This window comes from Longimycelium tulufanense (assembly GCF_014645795.1).
Classification (GTDB): domain Bacteria; phylum Actinomycetota; class Actinomycetes; order Mycobacteriales; family Pseudonocardiaceae; genus Longimycelium; species Longimycelium tulufanense.
In genome coordinates, this window is record NZ_BMMK01000008.1 from 24,453 (window position 1) to 40,028 (window position 15,576).

At 71.0% G+C, this 15,576-nt stretch carries 13 protein-coding genes; 5 read left to right on the forward strand and 8 right to left on the reverse strand.

The genetic code is table 11. The features are described 5' to 3' along the window. Positions 1-56: 56 nt before the first annotated feature. From IEY55_RS10430 to IEY55_RS10445, 4 genes are all read right to left on the reverse strand, one after another. Positions 57-1,799 carry a serine/threonine-protein kinase gene (locus IEY55_RS10430; RefSeq protein WP_189056498.1) on the reverse strand — a complete coding sequence of 581 codons (1,743 nt, stop codon included), beginning with the start codon at positions 1,797-1,799 and terminating at the stop codon, positions 57-59. A gap of 787 nt (positions 1,800-2,586) precedes the next feature. Next, positions 2,587-3,543 (reverse strand): M56 family metallopeptidase, encoded by a 957-nt coding sequence (locus tag IEY55_RS10435; protein ID WP_189056500.1) that lies wholly within the window; start codon positions 3,541-3,543, stop codon positions 2,587-2,589. Further along, on the reverse strand, positions 3,540-3,914 hold the full coding sequence (locus IEY55_RS10440; protein ID WP_268239296.1) for a BlaI/MecI/CopY family transcriptional regulator: 375 nt from the start codon (positions 3,912-3,914) through the stop codon (positions 3,540-3,542). The genes IEY55_RS10435 and IEY55_RS10440 overlap by 4 nt, the downstream gene beginning before the upstream one ends. A gap of 19 nt (positions 3,915-3,933) precedes the next feature. Then, positions 3,934-4,563 (reverse strand): TetR/AcrR family transcriptional regulator, encoded by a 630-nt coding sequence (locus tag IEY55_RS10445; protein ID WP_189056502.1) that lies wholly within the window; start codon positions 4,561-4,563, stop codon positions 3,934-3,936. Positions 4,564-4,753: 190 nt separating this feature from the next. Between IEY55_RS10445 and fabG the strand changes: the two genes are divergently transcribed. From fabG to IEY55_RS10465, 4 genes are all read left to right on the forward strand, one after another. Next, a complete protein-coding gene (fabG, locus tag IEY55_RS10450) occupies positions 4,754-5,521 on the forward strand; it encodes a 3-oxoacyl-ACP reductase FabG (protein ID WP_189056504.1) in 768 nt (255 codons plus the stop codon). 9 nt (positions 5,522-5,530) lie between these two features. Further along, positions 5,531-6,700, forward strand: a complete 1,170-nt coding sequence (locus IEY55_RS10455; protein WP_189056506.1) for an acyl-CoA dehydrogenase family protein — start codon at positions 5,531-5,533, stop codon at positions 6,698-6,700. Between the two features lie 13 nt (positions 6,701-6,713). After that, positions 6,714-7,568, forward strand: a complete 855-nt coding sequence (locus IEY55_RS10460; protein WP_189056508.1) for a MaoC/PaaZ C-terminal domain-containing protein — start codon at positions 6,714-6,716, stop codon at positions 7,566-7,568. Between the two features lie 209 nt (positions 7,569-7,777). Next, on the forward strand, positions 7,778-8,782 hold the full coding sequence (locus tag IEY55_RS10465; RefSeq protein ID WP_189056510.1) for an LCP family protein: 1,005 nt from the start codon (positions 7,778-7,780) through the stop codon (positions 8,780-8,782). A 202-nt stretch (positions 8,783-8,984) separates the two neighbouring features. On the opposite strand, the gene IEY55_RS10470 is transcribed toward IEY55_RS10465, so the two are convergent. After that, positions 8,985-9,167, reverse strand: coding sequence for a hypothetical protein (locus tag IEY55_RS10470; protein WP_189056512.1), 183 nt, complete (start codon positions 9,165-9,167; stop codon positions 8,985-8,987). Between the two features lie 371 nt (positions 9,168-9,538). Further along, positions 9,539-10,918 carry a nucleobase:cation symporter-2 family protein gene (locus IEY55_RS10475; protein WP_229686243.1) on the reverse strand — a complete coding sequence of 460 codons (1,380 nt, stop codon included), beginning with the start codon at positions 10,916-10,918 and terminating at the stop codon, positions 9,539-9,541. A 505-nt stretch (positions 10,919-11,423) separates the two neighbouring features. On the opposite strand from IEY55_RS10475, the gene IEY55_RS10480 reads away from it, so the two are divergent. After that, a complete protein-coding gene (locus IEY55_RS10480) occupies positions 11,424-12,695 on the forward strand; it encodes a M23 family metallopeptidase (protein WP_229686244.1) in 1,272 nt (423 codons plus the stop codon). A gap of 159 nt (positions 12,696-12,854) precedes the next feature. On the opposite strand, the gene IEY55_RS10485 is transcribed toward IEY55_RS10480, so the two are convergent. Both IEY55_RS10485 and IEY55_RS10490 read right to left on the reverse strand, forming a co-directional pair. Continuing rightward, complete coding sequence (locus IEY55_RS10485) at positions 12,855-13,841, reverse strand: helix-turn-helix transcriptional regulator (RefSeq protein WP_189056514.1); 987 nt, start codon at positions 13,839-13,841, stop codon at positions 12,855-12,857. Between the two features lie 140 nt (positions 13,842-13,981). Continuing rightward, positions 13,982-15,322, reverse strand: a complete 1,341-nt coding sequence (locus IEY55_RS10490; protein ID WP_189056516.1) for a M20/M25/M40 family metallo-hydrolase — start codon at positions 15,320-15,322, stop codon at positions 13,982-13,984. Positions 15,323-15,576 lie beyond the last annotated feature (254 nt).

Sequence of the window (15,576 nt, forward strand, 5' to 3'; positions counted from 1 at the left end):
ACCCCCTGTGTACTCCAGATCGCCTGATGCGGCAGTGGTGAACGCGCCCGAGGACGCTAGAGCTTGCTGCCGCTCCCGTCGTAGCTGCCGCGTGCGTACCAGCGCAGCGCCTCGTGCAACTCCCTGGCCTGCCGGCGAACCTCCCGCCGGTTGCGCTTCTGCCCCAGGGGGTACAGGCAGATCCCGCCGCGGTACTCCGGGAACCGGTGGCTGCCCAGCGGCCCGGGTGGCGGCACCCCGTCGGCCAGCCACGCCACCAGCCACCGCTTGCGGCCCCGGCCCACGATCCGCAACCCGGTCACCTGGTGCCAGTCCAGGTGGCGCCGGCGGCGACCGCGCAGCACGGTGAGGCCGAGCGGGCTGAGCACCAGCTCCACCGGTGAGCTGCTGGCGCGCATCAACGAGACCACCCCGCTGAGCGCGAAGTAGGTGGCGCCGATGACGACGAGTACCTCGAACACGTCCCCGTAGGGCGTCCCCGTGCTCAGTGCCCCATTGCGCACCGCGACCGCGAAGGTCACGGCGAGAACCAGGCCCAGTACACCGAAGAACACCGACCCGCCGCGGGTGCCGGAGAACCGGGTGCCCTCGGCCAGCGCCTGGTCGAGCCGCCGCGCGGCGGTGGCGGCCGCGTTGCGGGCCGCGGTCCGGGCGGTCGCCTTGGCCCTGGCCCTTCCCACCGCCTTTCCCACCGCCTGTGCCGCGGCGACCGGTAACGGCGGTGGCGCCGGGGCCGCCGGTGGAGTCGGCTCCTCGGCAACCTTGGTCAGCAGTCGGGTCGGCGGTTTCTGGGCGGGCGGCGGTGGCAGCGGCCGCTCCGCGGGCGGTCGGGGTGCCTGGGCTGCCGGAGGTTGTGGATCGGCGGGCGCGGGAGCGGCCGCCGTGGCCACCCGGGTCCCGGCCGGCATGGCCGGTTCCGCCCACAGCAGTTCGGTGCGCTCGGCGATCAGTGACGTCACCTGCTCCGGCAACCATTGGGTGGGCTCCCGCGCCGCGGTACCCACGTCGCCCACGGCGGCGAGCAACTGTGCCGGGGTGGGGCGCGCGACCGGGTCCTTGGCCAGGCACGGTCCGAGCAGCTCCCGCAGCCCGGGCGAGAGCCGGCTCAGGTCGGGATCGGTGTGCACCACCCGGTACAGCAGGGCCGTGGTGTGGCCCTCGCCGAACGGACTCGATCCGGTCGCGGCGAACACGAGCACCGCGGCCAGCGAGAACACGTCGCTGGCCGGGCCGATCTCCTCGCCGGTGGTCTGTTCGGGGGAAAAGAAACCGGGCGTGCCGAAGAACACGCCGGTCATGGTCAGGCTCGCGCCCTCCATCGCCCGGGAGATCCCGAAGTCGATGACCCGCGGCCCGTCCACGCCGAGCAACACGTTGCCCGGCTTGAGGTCCCGGTGCACCAGCCCGGCGGCGTGGATCGCCGACAACGCCTCGGCCAGCCCGGCGGTGAGCATGCGCACCGCGGGCTCCGGTAGCGGGCCGTGCCGGGTCACCGCCTCGTGCAGGTTCGGGCCGGCGACGTACTCGGTGGCCAGCCACGGGCGTTCCGCCTCGGTGTCGGCGTCCACCACCACCGCCGTCCAGAACCCGCCCACGGCGCGGGCGCTGGCCACCTCGCGGCGGAACCGCTCGCGGAACGTGGGGTCCTCGGCCAGCTCGCCCCGCACCACCTTCACCGCGACCGGACGGCCGCCCGGGGACCGACCGAGGTACACCGCGCCCATCGCGCCCCGACCGAGCCGGCCGAGTAGGCGATAGGCGCCGATGCGTCGCGGATCGTCGGCCGCCAGCGGTCGCACGGGTCCCCCTTCCGTTCCCCTGCCGAGCTTAGGTGTGGTTCACCCGGTACCTACCAACTGCCGGGTGATCAACCACTGCCGGTAATGGAACCGCTGCGGAGCGTCTGACGGAAGGCGGAGTCGTTCGTTGTTCGACGACAACTCGGTCGTGGGAACTGTCTCCGCTCTGTCGAGGGACTGCGGATCACGGCACCGGTTGGGTACGGTTTCCGCACGTCCCACCGGCTGCGCGGTTGGCCGCGTTGCCTTGGCACGATCGGCGATCGCGTCCGGCCGGCGGCAACGGGCGAAGCCGGTTTTCCTGGTCGGAAGGGGATTCCCGGCAGCCGGGAACCGGGTCGGTGTGCCGGGGGTGCCCGCGTCGGTGATGGCCGCGGGTGACCGGTTCGCGCGACAACCGTTCGTCGCGTTGCTCTACCGAACGCGTTCGATCGGTGACGGAGAACGGTTTCGGGGGCAACACGGCAGAGGGAAGATCGCGCCAGGGGTTGCAATCTCAACTACTAGCCTGCATAGTAGCCCTCGTCCGCGACGACACCCGGCGGTTTCCCCCTCACGCCCGGCGCGGACGTGCCCGGTGGCGGGGCGGCTCGATGACCCCCAGGTCGAGCGGTCCCGCCACCGGCCCTTTTCCGAGATGTGTTCGTGGCTGGCGTGCCCGAGAGACCGGAGCGACCACTTCCCACGCGTCTCAACAGAATCGGGGCCGCACCCGTTGCGGCGTCACTCCGTGTCTTCCCAATGTCCTTCCCCTGCCGGATATCCGGCCGTGCCGCGGGCCGCGTGGTCAGGCCCGGACCAACACGTGGCAGGCCACCAGGATCGTGCCGACCAGGCCCGAGCCGACCACCAGGGGCGCGATCACCAGCCCGGTCACCGAGGCAACCAGCACCGAAGCCGCGGTCGCCGGCCGCGAGGAAGGCCGCAGCAGGAACACCATCCGCTCCCGCAGGTTGCTTTCGGTCGCCCCCAGGCTGGGGGCCGGGCTCGGGATCGGCTCCGGAATCCGTGACTCGGCCATCCGCAGCAACGCGCTCGCCACCACCCGCCGGCCGTGCCGCCGCCCGGCACTCTCGTCCGCGGCACGCTCCACCAGCAGCCCCACCTGGATGCGGCCGGCACGCAACAGCGGCAGCACCGGCACGGCCGTGGCCAGCACCGTCGCCAGCAGGACGAGCTGGTGGTGTCGACCGTCGAGATGCGCGTGCTCGTGGGTCAGTACCGCCGCCAGCTCCTCGTCGTCCAGCGCGCGCAGTGCCCCGCTGCTCAACACGACGCGGCGCGGGCGGCCGGGCAGGCAGTAGCCGATCGGCGAGGGGTGCTCCAGGACCAGCGCGCCGGTCGTCTCGTCCGGCGTGCAGACCAGCTCGCTGGCCATGCGGTGACGCCGTGCCGACGACCTGGTGCGCCGGATGGTCGACCAGCCGACCACGACCAGGCGGGCACCCACGATCGCGGAGATCGCAACCGGGATACCGGCGCTCAACGGTGCGCTCCCCAACACGTGCTCGCAGTGCAGGAATCGCTCGCGCAGGCTGTGCGGATCACCCGGAACCTGGTCGGCGAGCAACGCGAGCGGCCCCACCGCGAGCAACACGGTGACCACCGCGAGCGCGGTGCCCAGCCACGTGGCCAGGCCCAACCGTGGCGCCGCCCGCAACGCGCGCAGCCGCAGCAGCACCACGGGGGCGACCACACCGAGTGCGACCGCCCCGCCCGTCCCGCCGAGCGCGAGCCAGGTCACGGCTGGCTCTGCCGCCGCTCGGCCTGCCGCAACGCCGCGCGCAGGGCGTCCAGGTCCTCCGCCGAGATCCGGTCCACGAACTGCAGGAACGCCGCCGGCCGGTTGGCGCTGCCCGCCAGTGCCTGGGCCATCAGCTCCGCGGTGTGCTCCTCCCGGGAGGCCACCGCCTGGTAGGCGTGGGCTCGGCCGACCACCTCCCGCCGCACCAGGCCCTTCTTGAACAGGTTGTGCAGCACGGTGAGGACGGTGGTGTAGGCCAGGGGGCGGGCGGCGGTCAGGCGCGTCCACACCTGGCGGACGGTCAGTGCTCCGTCCGCAGCCCAGAGCTGCTCCATGACCGCGGCCTCCAACTCGCCGCCCGGCGCACGCACGTGTCCTCCCTCGACCTCGTCAGCCACCCGTCCGCGGGTGATGCGCGGCGAACCCGTCCACCAGGGCGCGCAACGCGAGTTCGAAGCTGGCGTGGTCGATCTCGTCGGCGTGCGCCCGCAGCAGGTGAGCCTGGCGAAGGTTCGGGAAGCGCTCCGCGTAGACCCCGGCGTCGTCGACGAAGCCGCGGGCGAACGATCCCAACGCCGCACCCAGCACAAGGTAACGCACGGCGGCGCCGATCATGGTGGCTTGCCGCGGCGGCCACCCCGCCCCGACCAGCCGGCCGTGCACCGCGTCGGCCAGCCGCAGCGACGCCTCCCGCTCCACCGGCTCCCGGGCCAGGAACGGGACGATGTTGGGGTGCGCGGCCAGCGCCGCGCGGTAGGAGCGGGCCCAGGCCACGACCGCCTCCCGCCAGTCGGCGGCCTCGAGCGCGGCCGCGTCCACCCCGGCCACGATGTCGTTGGCCACCTCGTCGAGCAGCTTCTCCTTGCTCGGCACGTGGTTGTAGAGCGACGCCGCCCGCACCCCCAGCGCGGTGGCGAGCCGGCGCATGGACAGCGCGGCCAGCCCCTCGCCGTCGATGATCTCCAGCGCGGCGCGGCGGATGTGCTCCGGCGACAGCCGGGGGGTGCTGGGTCGGGGCACCGGCGCCTCCTCCAGGTGGGTCCGGGCGGCCCGGCCCCGGTTGCCGGCGCCCGGCCGGAAGCGGCCGGAACCGGACGGAACCGGGGTCGCCGGCCGGGCCGGCATCGCCGTGCCGCCGGGTCTTGTGGCCGGCCCAGGGGCGGCCTAGGGTACGCAAAACTAACCTCGTTAGTTTAAGTGAGGGTTGGGCATGTTCGAGGAACGCCAGGACCGGGTCGCGGTGGTCACGGGTGCGGGGCGCGGCATCGGTGCCGCCGCCGCGCGGGCCCTCGCCGCCCGGGGCGCCGCCGTCGCCGTCGTCGACCTCGACGAGCAGGCCGCCACCGACACCGTGGAGCAGATCGGGCGGGACGGCGGCCGGGCCGTGGCCGTCGGCTGCGACGTCACCCGGCGGGACACGGTCGAGGCGGCGTTCGCGCGGGTCGACGCCGAGCTGGGGCCGGTCGGCATCCTGGTCAACAACGCCGGCGTGATCCGGGACAACCTGCTGTACAAGATGACCGACGACGACTGGGACACGGTCATCGGCGTGCACCTGCGGGGCGCCTTCCTGTGCAGCCAGGTGGCCCAGCGCCGGATGGTGGAGCAGAGGTGGGGCCGGATTGTCAACCTGTCCAGCATCTCCGCGCTCGGCAACCGCGGGCAGGCCAACTACTCCACGGCCAAGGCCGGCCTGCAGGGCTTCACCCGGAGCCTGGCCATCGAGCTCGGGCCGTTCGGGATCACCGTGAACGCGGTCGGGCCCGGCTTCGTCGTCACCGACATGACAGCGGCGACCGCGGCCCGCGTCGGCGTCGAGTTCGCCGACTTCCAGAAGGCGGCCGCCGAGATCACCCCGGTGCGCCGCGTCGGCCAACCGGCCGACATCGCCGCCGCGATCTGTTACCTCACCAGCGAGGCCGCCTCGTTCGTCACCGGGCAGGTGCTCTACGTCGACGGCGGCCGCTCGCTCGGCTAGGAGGCGGACGTGGACTTCGCGTTGTCGGACACCGAGCGGGACCTGCGGGACTGGGTCCGCACCTTCGTGCGGCGCGAGCTGGTGCCGCTGGAGCCGGAGGTGCTGCGCCGGGAGCGCCGCGGCGAGCGTGGCCTGCGGCCGGAGGAACTGCGCGCACTGCGGCAGACCGCCCGGGAGGCCGGATTCTGGGGCCTGCAGACCCCCTCCGAATACGGCGGCATGGGACTGGGCGCGGTGCTCACCGCCCTGGTGGAGATCGAGCTGGGGCGCACCTTCGTCCCCTTCTCGTTCGGTGGGGCGGCCGACAACATCCTGTTCGCCTGCAACGAGGACCAGGAACAGCGCTACCTGCTCCCGACCATCGCCGGGGAGCGCGTCTCCTGCTTCGCGCTCACCGAACCCGGCGCGGGCTCGGACGCCAAGGCCATCCGCACCACCGCCCGCCGCGACGGCGACGAGTGGGTGATCGACGGCGAAAAGACCTTCATCACCAACGGCAACGAGGCCGACTTCGCGATGGTCTTCGCGGTCACCGACCGGGCGAAGGGAGCCGACGGCGGAGTCACTTGCTTCCTGGTCGACCGTGACCTCGGGTGGAAGTCCGAGCTCATCGCGACGATGGGGGAGTGGGGGCCGGCCTCGCTGGTGTTCGACGGAGTGCGGGTGCCCGCCCGCAACGTCCTCGGCGAGGTCGGCGGTGGGTTCGCGTTGGCGATGCGCTGGATCGGGCGTGGGCGTTACCTGCTGCCGGCCCGTGCGCTCGGGGCGTGTGAGCGCCTCGTGGAAATGGCCATGGAGCACGCCAGGACGCGGCACACCTTCGGTACGCCCATCGCCGACCGGCAGGCGATCCAGTGGATGATCGCCGACTCCGCGGTGGAGATCGAGGCATTGCGATGGCTGGTGCTGCACGCCGCCTGGCAGGTCGACAGTGGACTCGACTCCCGGCACGCGCAGTCCATGGCCAAGCTCTACGGCGGCGTCAAGGCCAACGAGATCGTGGACCGCGTGCTGCAGATCCACGGCGGCATGGGCTACACGCGGGAGCTGCCGGTCGAGCGGTGGTACCGCGAGCTGCGGCTGCTGCGAATCTACGAGGGCACCGACGAGATCCAACGCCGCACCATCGCGAGGAACCTGCTGCGCGGGTATGCCTCGGTCAGCGGCGTGTTGGGCTGAAGGGAGCGGACCGGTGGGCTTGGACCCGAACCTGGTGGGGCAGGCCGAGGGCCCATGGGAGCGCAGCTGGAGCGCCGACGACGCGTTGTTGTACGCGGTCGCGGTGGGCGCGGGGCAGGATCAGCCGCTGTCCGAGCTGTCGCTGACGACCGAGAACAGCGCTGACGTCGAGCAACGCGCCCTGCCCACGCTGGGCATCGTGCTCGCGCAGTTCGGCGGCCCGCAGACGATCCACCTTGGAGACGTCGACCTCACCACACTGGTGCACGCCGAACAGGAGCTGGTGCTGCACCGCCCGTTGCCGGTGGCCGGCCGGATGAGCCTGCGGCGCCAGATCACCGACGTGTTCGACAAGGGCAAGGGCGCGCTCGTGGTGGTCCGCACCGAGGGCGTGACCGAGGATGGCGAGCCCTTGCTGACGACGCGATCCTCGGTGTTCCTGCGCGGGGCTGGCGGGTTTGGCGGTCCCCGCGGCGAAAGCACCCCCTGGGAACCGCCGGCCGGCGACCCCGATGCGGTCCTACGTTTTCGTACCGCACCGAACCAGGCGTTGCTCTACCGGTTGACCGGGGACCGCAATCCGCTGCACTCCGATCCCCGCTTCGCCGCGCTGGGCGGGTTCGAGCGACCGATCCTGCATGGGTTGTGCACCTACGGCATCACCTGCCGGCTCCTGGTGGGGGAGCTGTGCGGGGGCGACCCCACACGGGTGCACGCGATGTTCGGCCGGTTCAGCCGTCCGGTGTGGCCAGGCGACGAACTGGTCGTCTCGGCCTGGCGGAGGAGTGACGGGTCGGCGCTGTTCCAGACCTCCCGCGCCGGCAGCGATGTCGTCCTGGACCGGGGACGATTCGACTACCAGCCATAACAGCCCGCGGAACGGGTGAGCTCCGCCACTGCCCGACGTGCGTATCGTGAACCGCGGTGCCACGTTCCGCCACGGCGGGGCGTCGGCCGAACACGGCCCGCGACGGGGCCGCGACGTGTCGAACGTGGCGCTGTGAGTAGATTTCGCCGCACCGTCCGACGCGTGCCGCGGGCGGGACGTTCTTCAGTCGGACAGCGGGACGGCGGACTATGGCGGCAAGTAGTTACCAGACGTACCAGAACCAGTCGCGCGGCCCTTACCGGCCGCGCCGCAAGCGACGCGTCGGCCGGGTGATCGGCGTCCTGTTCCTGGTGCTCCTCGTCGCCCTTGTCGGCGGCTGGATCTACCTGGACACCTCACTGCAACGGGTCTCGGCGCTGGGTGATGACGCCAACCGGCCTGCGGCGGGCAAGGGCACCAACTGGCTGTTGGTCGGCTCGGACAGCCGGGAGGGGTTGAGCGCGGCGGATCGTGCCAAGCTGGCCACCGGGGATGCCGAGGGGCGCCGCACCGACACGATGATGTTGCTGCACATCCCGTCCGGCAGCGGCCCCGCCACCCTGGTCAGCCTGCCGCGGGACTCCTTCGTGCCGATCCCGGGCAACGACCGCAACAAGCTCAACGCCTCGTACGCCTTCGGCGGGCCGAAGCTGTTGGTGCAGACCGTCGAGAACGTCACCGGGCTGCGGATCGACCACTACGCCGAGATCGGTTTCGGCGGTTTCCGGGACATGGTGGACGCCGTTGGCGGCGTCGAGATGTGCCCGAAGGAGGCGATCAACGACCCGAAGGCGGGCCTGAACCTGCAGCCGGGATGCCAAAAGCTCAACGGTGCCCAGGCACTGGGTTACGTGCGTACCCGGGCCACGCCTCGCGCCGACCTGGACCGGGTCGAGCGGCAGCGGGAGTTGCTGTCGGCGCTGATGGCGAAGGCCGGCAGCGCCGGTACGATCTTCAACCCGTTCCGGAGTATCCCGCTGATGGCCAGCGCCCCCGACGCGTTGACCGTCGACGACGGCGACCACCTGCACAACCTCGCCCTCATGGGATGGGCGATGAGTGGTGACCTGGTGACCACGACGGTGCCCATCGGGAGCATGGGTAACCAGGGTCCGGTGGGCTCGGTCGTCAACTGGGACCGCGCCAAGGCGAGCCGGCTGTTCGAGGCACTGGCGAACGACCAGCCCGTGCCGACGGATCTGCTGACCAAGTAACAACACCCGAACACGAACATCGACCCGCCACGGACCACCGTGGCGGGGCGCCTGTTTCCCGCGGCCCCGCCCGGCTGCGGCTCGCCTGCGCGACTCGAACCATGCTGTCGCCCGGCGACTTCCGTCGTGGGACAAGCGAATTCCGATTTTGATTCGGCTTCTGTCCCTGTCGGTCCGGGGACCGAACTCGGTCACGGGCCGGTCAGCGGCGGTCTTCCTGCTCGTTGTTGGGCGGGTTGCGGTTCCCGCGTTCGGTTCTGCGGCGCCACTCCTCGTGCAGCCGGACCCGGACCCGGCGGGCACGCAGCGGCGCCATGCGCTTGTTCCAGTCGTCGGCCTCCTCCGGGGTCATCGGCCGGAGATGCTGGAACTCAGGCACCCGCACGGTGGCCTCCGCGACGCGTGGGCGTGGGCTCGGGTGGGCGGGAGGACATTCGGTCTCTGCTGCTCGGCGACTGCACCAGACTTCTCCCTCGCGCGGGCCCGTGGCCACCGGTCCGGCGCCCCGGTTCCGGGGCACCCGGCGCAGACGGTAGCCAGCCGTCGGTCCCGCACCCGACCACCGCTCGGGTGATCTCCATCCCGGAGCCGTGTGATCCGGATGGCGGTACCGCGACCCGGGTCCACATCCGTCGGAAAATGCCGGCCCGCGGGCCGGGGGCAGCACCGCCGACGCACAGGGGGTGGGCTGCGCCGGCGGTGCCGGGTGACGGTTCATCGCCCGTCCCCGAGCAGACGACCGGAGTCCCGAGCGGCTTACGGAAATGTGTCCTGGATCACATCTCCGGGTGATCGTGGGTCACCCGGCGCGGCGGCGGCCGATCTGCCGTTGAACAGCACGTTCAACGCGACCGCAACCACCGTTCCCACCGCGATTCCCGAATCCAGCACGGTGCGCAACGCCTCCGGCATGTGCGCCCAGAATCCCGGAACGGCAAGGGGAATCATCCCCACACCAAGCGCCACCGCCACGACGACCAGATCGTGCGGGTTGCGGGACAGCGCCGGGCCCAGCGTGCGGATGCCGCTCGCCGCAACCGCACCGAACAACGCGATCCCCGCGCCACCCAGCACGGGCGGCGGAATCGCGGCCACCAGTGCGCCCAGCGGCGGGAACAGGCCGAGCAACACGAGCACACCGCCGCCGGCGGCCACGACAAAGCGACTGCGTACCCCGGTCAGCTGGACCAGCCCGATGTTCTGCGCGAAGGCACTGCAGGGGAATGCGTTGAAGATGCTGGAGACCGTGGAGGCCGCGGTGTCGGCACGCAGCGCGCGGGCCAGTTCCCGCGGGCCGACCCGCCGTCCCACCACCTCGCCGATGGCCAGGGCGTCGGCGGTGCACTCGGCCAGCGTGACCAGCTGGACGATGAGCATCGCGACGATGGCGGCCAGCTCGAAACGCGGCATGCCGAAGTGGAACGGCGTGGTGATGCCCACCGGGTCGACCCGGCCCACCGCGGAGAAGTCGGTCAACCCGAGCGGCACCGCGACCACGGTACCGACAACGAGTCCCAACAGAACCGCGATGCTGCCGAGGAAACCCCGGGCGAAGCGTTGCACCAGCACGATGAACCCGAGCACGCCGAACGCGAGCGCGAGGTTGGTGGGCGTGGCGAAGTTCGCGGACCCGGCCCCGCCCGCGCTCCACTCGACCCCCACCTTCAGGATGGACAGCCCGATCAGGGTGATCACGGTGCCGGTGACCAGCGGCGGGAAGAACCGGACCAGGCGGCTGAAGTGCCCGGCGACGGCCAGCCCGACCAGCGACGAGACCAGGGCGGCGCCGAATACCGCGGGTAACCCGCCGCCGCTGTGCACCACGAGCACCATCGGGGTCACCGCGGCGAACGTCGGCCCGTTGACGAACGGCATGCGGATGCCGAACTTCCACACGCCCAGCGTCTGCAGCAGGGTGGCCGCACCGGCCATCACCAGGGCCGCGTTGACCAGGTAGGCGAGTTCGGGGCCGGGAAGGCCGGCGGCGGCACCCACGATCAGCGGGGGCGCCACCACCCCGGCGTACATCGTCAGGATGTGCTGCAGGCCCAGCGTGATCGTGCGGCCTGGCGGCAGGATCTCGTCCACCGGGTGCGGTGCGGGTCGCCGGTCTGCCTCGTCCCTGGTGTCCGTCAAGTGAGACCTCCCGTGGTGCGAGGACGTGGGTCGCCGGCCGGAGCCGCGGGTGCCGGGAGTGAACCACCGTCATTCTGGAGTTGGAATATCTCTTCCGTGTTACGGAATAGATTCGTGGGAACGTCCGATGTCGGGCCGGTGGCGGAGTTGGTTGATCAACCAACGATGTGGTTCGGACGGCGCAGCGTCCACCGCCGTCCGAGCGGGTACCGGCAGCGGTCCGGAATGGTGGAAACGACAGCATCAATACTGGCACGGAGTTGTTTCACCGGGTGAGACGACCGGCGATCACCCAGGACATCGTTTTGAACAGAATTGTCCCGGTCCCACCTCGTCGATCAGCTCCAGTACCAGGCGAAACGCCGCTGTCGGTGCGGCGGTGAAGTCCGTTTTCCACGGTGTGGGCCATTGGCGGCTTTGCGGTGTTTTCCGACCGCACTCCCCGGTTCTAGCGTCCGCCGGGGCCGGATATCCGGCTCACCCCTGCACCCTGCATGGAGTACCGATGAGAAACAACGTGTTGCCACGCGCGTTCCGCCGTGGCTCGGTGACGCTGGTCGCGATGGCGTTGGTCGGCGCCTCCACCGGCGTGCTCGGCGGGGCGACGGCCGTGGCCGAGAACAGCGCCGCCCCCGATCCGATCCAGCCCACCGACGTCGACCCCGACCTCGCCGCCGCCGTGACCGGCCAGATGCTGGCCGGGGCCACCACCATGAGCGCCGAGCTCGGGTTCACCCCGTCCGCCCAGGACGTGCTGGTGGAGGGCCAGCGCGCGACCGCGGACCGGTCCTGGGTCTTCGGTGGCAGCGTGGTGCGGCTGCCCAGCGACGTCGACGGCTCCCCCAGGGCCATGCTGTTCCTCGGCCACCGCGAGAACGGCACCTGGCGGGTGGCCCTGGAGGGCAGCCAGGAGTTCGCCTCCCTGGTCCGACAGGCACCGGACGCCGTCGTGCCCGATCCCGAGCGGCCCGTGCTCGCCAAGACCGCCGACCCCGCACCGATGGACGCCCCCCTCGGCCTGTCGCTGCCGTGGAAGCTGGGTGACTCCTGGGGATCGGCCGGCGTGCACGGCGACTCCGGATCCTCGCGGCCGTACAACGCGATCGACTTCCACGGCGGGGACAGCCGCGTGCTCGCCGCCCGTGCCGGCAAGATCTACCGGTTCTGCACCCGGGGCACCCGGTGGCACTTCCTCAAGGTTTACCACGACAACGGCTGGACCACCGGGTACTACCACACCCGCTACCAGACCTCCAAGGGCAACGGTGCCCACGTCGCCGCGGGTGAGTTCCTGGGACAGACCGGCAACGAGCTGCCCTGCGGCGGCCGCTCCAGCGGTGCGCACGTCCATTTCACGCTGTGGCAGGGAGACCGGGCCGTAGGCGTGCATGGCAAGACCATTGGTGGCTGGACGTTCTACGAGGGGTCGCGCCCCTACTCCGGCTACGCCGTGCACGAGGGCCGTCGGGTCAACTTCCCGGCCAGCAACGGCTCGCTCCGCAACTACGGCCCGGGTAACACCACCGCAACAGGTACGGTCCGCAACGACGGTGGCTGGGTGAACCTGCGGTCCGGACCCGGCACGTCCTACGACAAGGTGGGTGCCCTGCGCGACGGCACTGTGGTGGAGATCGCCTGCACGGCCCGCGGTGAGGAGCTCACCGGGCCCTGGAACAACAAGAGCGACATCTGGGACAGGTTGCCTGACGGAAAGTGGATTTCGGACGCCTTCGTCGACACCGGCACGAACGAACCGGTCGCCCCGTCCTGCGCGTAAACCCGCACGCGGCGCGTGACGGGGCGCCACGCCGGTGCGGGTGAGGGGCAGAACCCGTACCGGTGCTCCCCCGAGGGCGCGTGCTCCGGCCGTCGAGCAACGGATCCGGCCGGAGTACGCGCCCTCGCCAGCCGGCACAAGCCGGGCTTCACCGCGGTCTCACTCCCACTCCCAACAGATTCCGTGCACACCCGGCGGTGCCTCCGGCAGCACGATGTGCGCGGTGTGCGAGGTTCCGATCCACAGTGGACTGACGTCCTCTTGGGGCGCACCGATGTGGCGCTGCCGGTACCGGTGGCAGCGCACCGGAAGCCGGGCCGAATCGAAGTGGACCTGCAGGATGTACTCGTTGGCCACGCCGCGCAGCCGGCGGTCGTAGCAGCGGACCCGCTCGGCGCCGCCGGGGAAGTGCAGCTCGTATTCCAGGATCGCGACGTCGCCGGTGTCCAGCACCCGGTCCAGGACGATCTCCAGCACGCAGTAGCCCGAGGCGACGTCGGTGCGCACGCGACCGAGCCGGCCGTACCGCACGTCGATCCCGGCCGGAAGCGACTGCGCCGGGGAGTCCGAGTGGTAGATGGCCAGGCAACGGTCCACCCGGTCGGCCTCGGCCCGGATCGCCTGCGTCACCACCGACCTGCGCTCGGCCCCGTCCGGCCCGACGAAGAACTGGTCGCGCACGCTGACCGCCCTGGTGCGCTCGTAGCACTCGATGTCGACCGCGGCCAGCAGGTCGGCCAGCCGCGCGTGGTCGTCCCAGAGCTGGTCCACCCCCAGTGTGCCCGCGGCCGACACCCAGCGGCCCCGCGGCCGCGGCGGCCCGAGCAGGCTGATCAGCGAGTCCGGCGGCAGGCCGAGCACCCGTTCCAGGACCCGCACCGCGCGCATCGACTCCGCACGCTCGGGGCGGCTCCGCCCACGCTGCCAGTAGCTCAGCGTGGTCAGGCTGACCTGGACACCGTGCTGGCGCAGGCGGTGTTGGATGCGTTCCAGCCCCAACCCACGGTGTTTGATCGCCGCCCGCAGCGCCACCGGGAACGGGCCGGTGCGCAGTGCCTGGGCCAGCTCGCGGTCCCGTACCTGTGCCAGCGTTCTGGCCCGCGCTGGCTCGACAACCGACGACGTGCCGTGCTGGGCAATGCCCATCAACTCCCTCCTCACCCGGCGGCACGTCCGAGGATCACTTGACGAGTAACGAAGCGGCTAGCCCCGTTCGGACTACGGTTGCATTCGTGAGCAACGACCGCGGTGCGGGCGGCACGGCACCACCCGCACCAAGCTGCTGGTCAGAACTCCAGGCTCCAGGAGTTGAGACGGCCGGTGTCGTTGGCCGCGGTGTCGCGAACCCGCAACGTCCAGGTCCCGTTGGCAACCTCGCTCGACGCGTTGACCCAGTAGGTGGCCACCACGTCATTCGCGGCGTCGTTCGGGTTGTCGTTCTTCAACCGGTATGCCTTGCCGCTGGGAGCAAGCAGATCGATGACCAGGTCACCCCGGAACGTGTGCTGGATGTTGACGCTCACGGGAAGCTCGGCCGGTGCGTTCCCGGGCACTCCACTGACCGTGATGGAACTGGTCACGGTGGCCCGGTCGGGAATCGCGACCGCCTCGTCGTTCTGGAAACGCTTGCCGGGCTGGGCCATCGCGATCGTCCACACCGCGTGCGCGATGGCGTCGGCGTTGCGGTCGAGCGCGGTGACATCGATGTTGCGCATCGTGTCGCACGAGGAGTGGTAGCACGGGTCGAACGCGACGCCGGCCCGCCCGCCCCATTTCTGGGCCTGTGCGGTGCTCTTGCGCTTCTCCGCCCCGGTGAACGTACCCCCCGCCGCGATACCGACCGCGATGAACGGACCGTAGTCGGACCGGCCGTCGAAGTCCGTGCCCTCGGTGGGAACGTTGATCGAGCGGAAGTAGTCCTCCAGGATCCGTTCCAGCCGATCCGATCCGGCCGGTCCGGGTCCGGCTCCGACCCCGTCGGAGTTGTCGCCGTCGTAGAGGAAGTAGCCCGCGTTGGGCGAGCCCACCATGTCGAAGTTCAGGTACGCCTTGATCTTCGACCTTTCGGTGCGGGTGAGGCTGTTGACGTAGTGGCGGGAGCCGCGCAGTCCCAACTCCTCGGCCCCCCACCAGGCGAACCGGAGATGCTTGGTGGGCTTGACGTTCTGGCGACCGATGGTGCGGGCGACCTCCAGAATGGCGGCCGATCCGGAACCGTTGTCGTTGATACCCGGTCCAGCACGGACACCGTCCAGGTGGGCACCGACCATCAACACGTTGTTCGGGTCTCCGCCGGACCAGTCGGCGAGCAGGTTGTAGCCAGTGGTACCGTTGACGGTGAACCGCTGGATCGCGGTTTGGAAACCGGCGGCGTCCAGCTGGCCCTTGATGTAGTCCAGGGACGCCTTGAAGCCCGGACGGCCGTGCGCGCGGTTGCCGCCGTTGTTGTCGGCGATGACTTGCAGCTGCCGCAGATGCTCCTGGACGTCGGCCACCGGGATGTCCGGTGGTGTCGGCGGGGGTGCGGTAGCGGCTCCGGCGGTGGTCGGGGTGGCGAGCACCAGGACACCGACGCCGAGCACCGCGGTGGCGGTATGCCGCAGCCGTCTGAGGAAGGCAGGGGACATCGTGCCTACCCTTTCCGTGCAGGGGAACGGTCAGGTGAGCACGCTCAACATCGCCGCTTGACCTGCCGGGCACAACCCTCCGGAAGTCTGTGTAATCCGCAGTATGCGGTCCTTCCCACCAGATCGCACGCCGGAGCCCGACTGGCGACCCGACCTGCGCCGCAGCAGCTGGATCGCGCGCGAATCCGATCGTCGCCCTGGACGAACCATGTGCCATGCGGCTGTGGGTAGGCCGAAACCGAAGAGGGGGCCCG

Bases quoted from the DNA above. Each gene is read 5' to 3' on its own strand.
- fabG (WP_189056504.1), top strand. From the start codon at position 4,754: ATGTTCGAGGAACGCCAGGACCGGGTCGCGGTGGTCACGGGTGCGGGG.
- IEY55_RS10465 (WP_189056510.1), top strand. From the start codon at position 7,778: ATGGCGGCAAGTAGTTACCAGACGTACCAGAACCAGTCGCGCGGCCCT.
- IEY55_RS10480 (WP_229686244.1), top strand. From the start codon at position 11,424: ATGAGAAACAACGTGTTGCCACGCGCGTTCCGCCGTGGCTCGGTGACG.
- IEY55_RS10485 (WP_189056514.1), bottom strand. From the start codon at position 13,841: ATGGGCATTGCCCAGCACGGCACGTCGTCGGTTGTCGAGCCAGCGCGG.
- IEY55_RS10490 (WP_189056516.1), bottom strand. From the start codon at position 15,322: ATGTCCCCTGCCTTCCTCAGACGGCTGCGGCATACCGCCACCGCGGTG.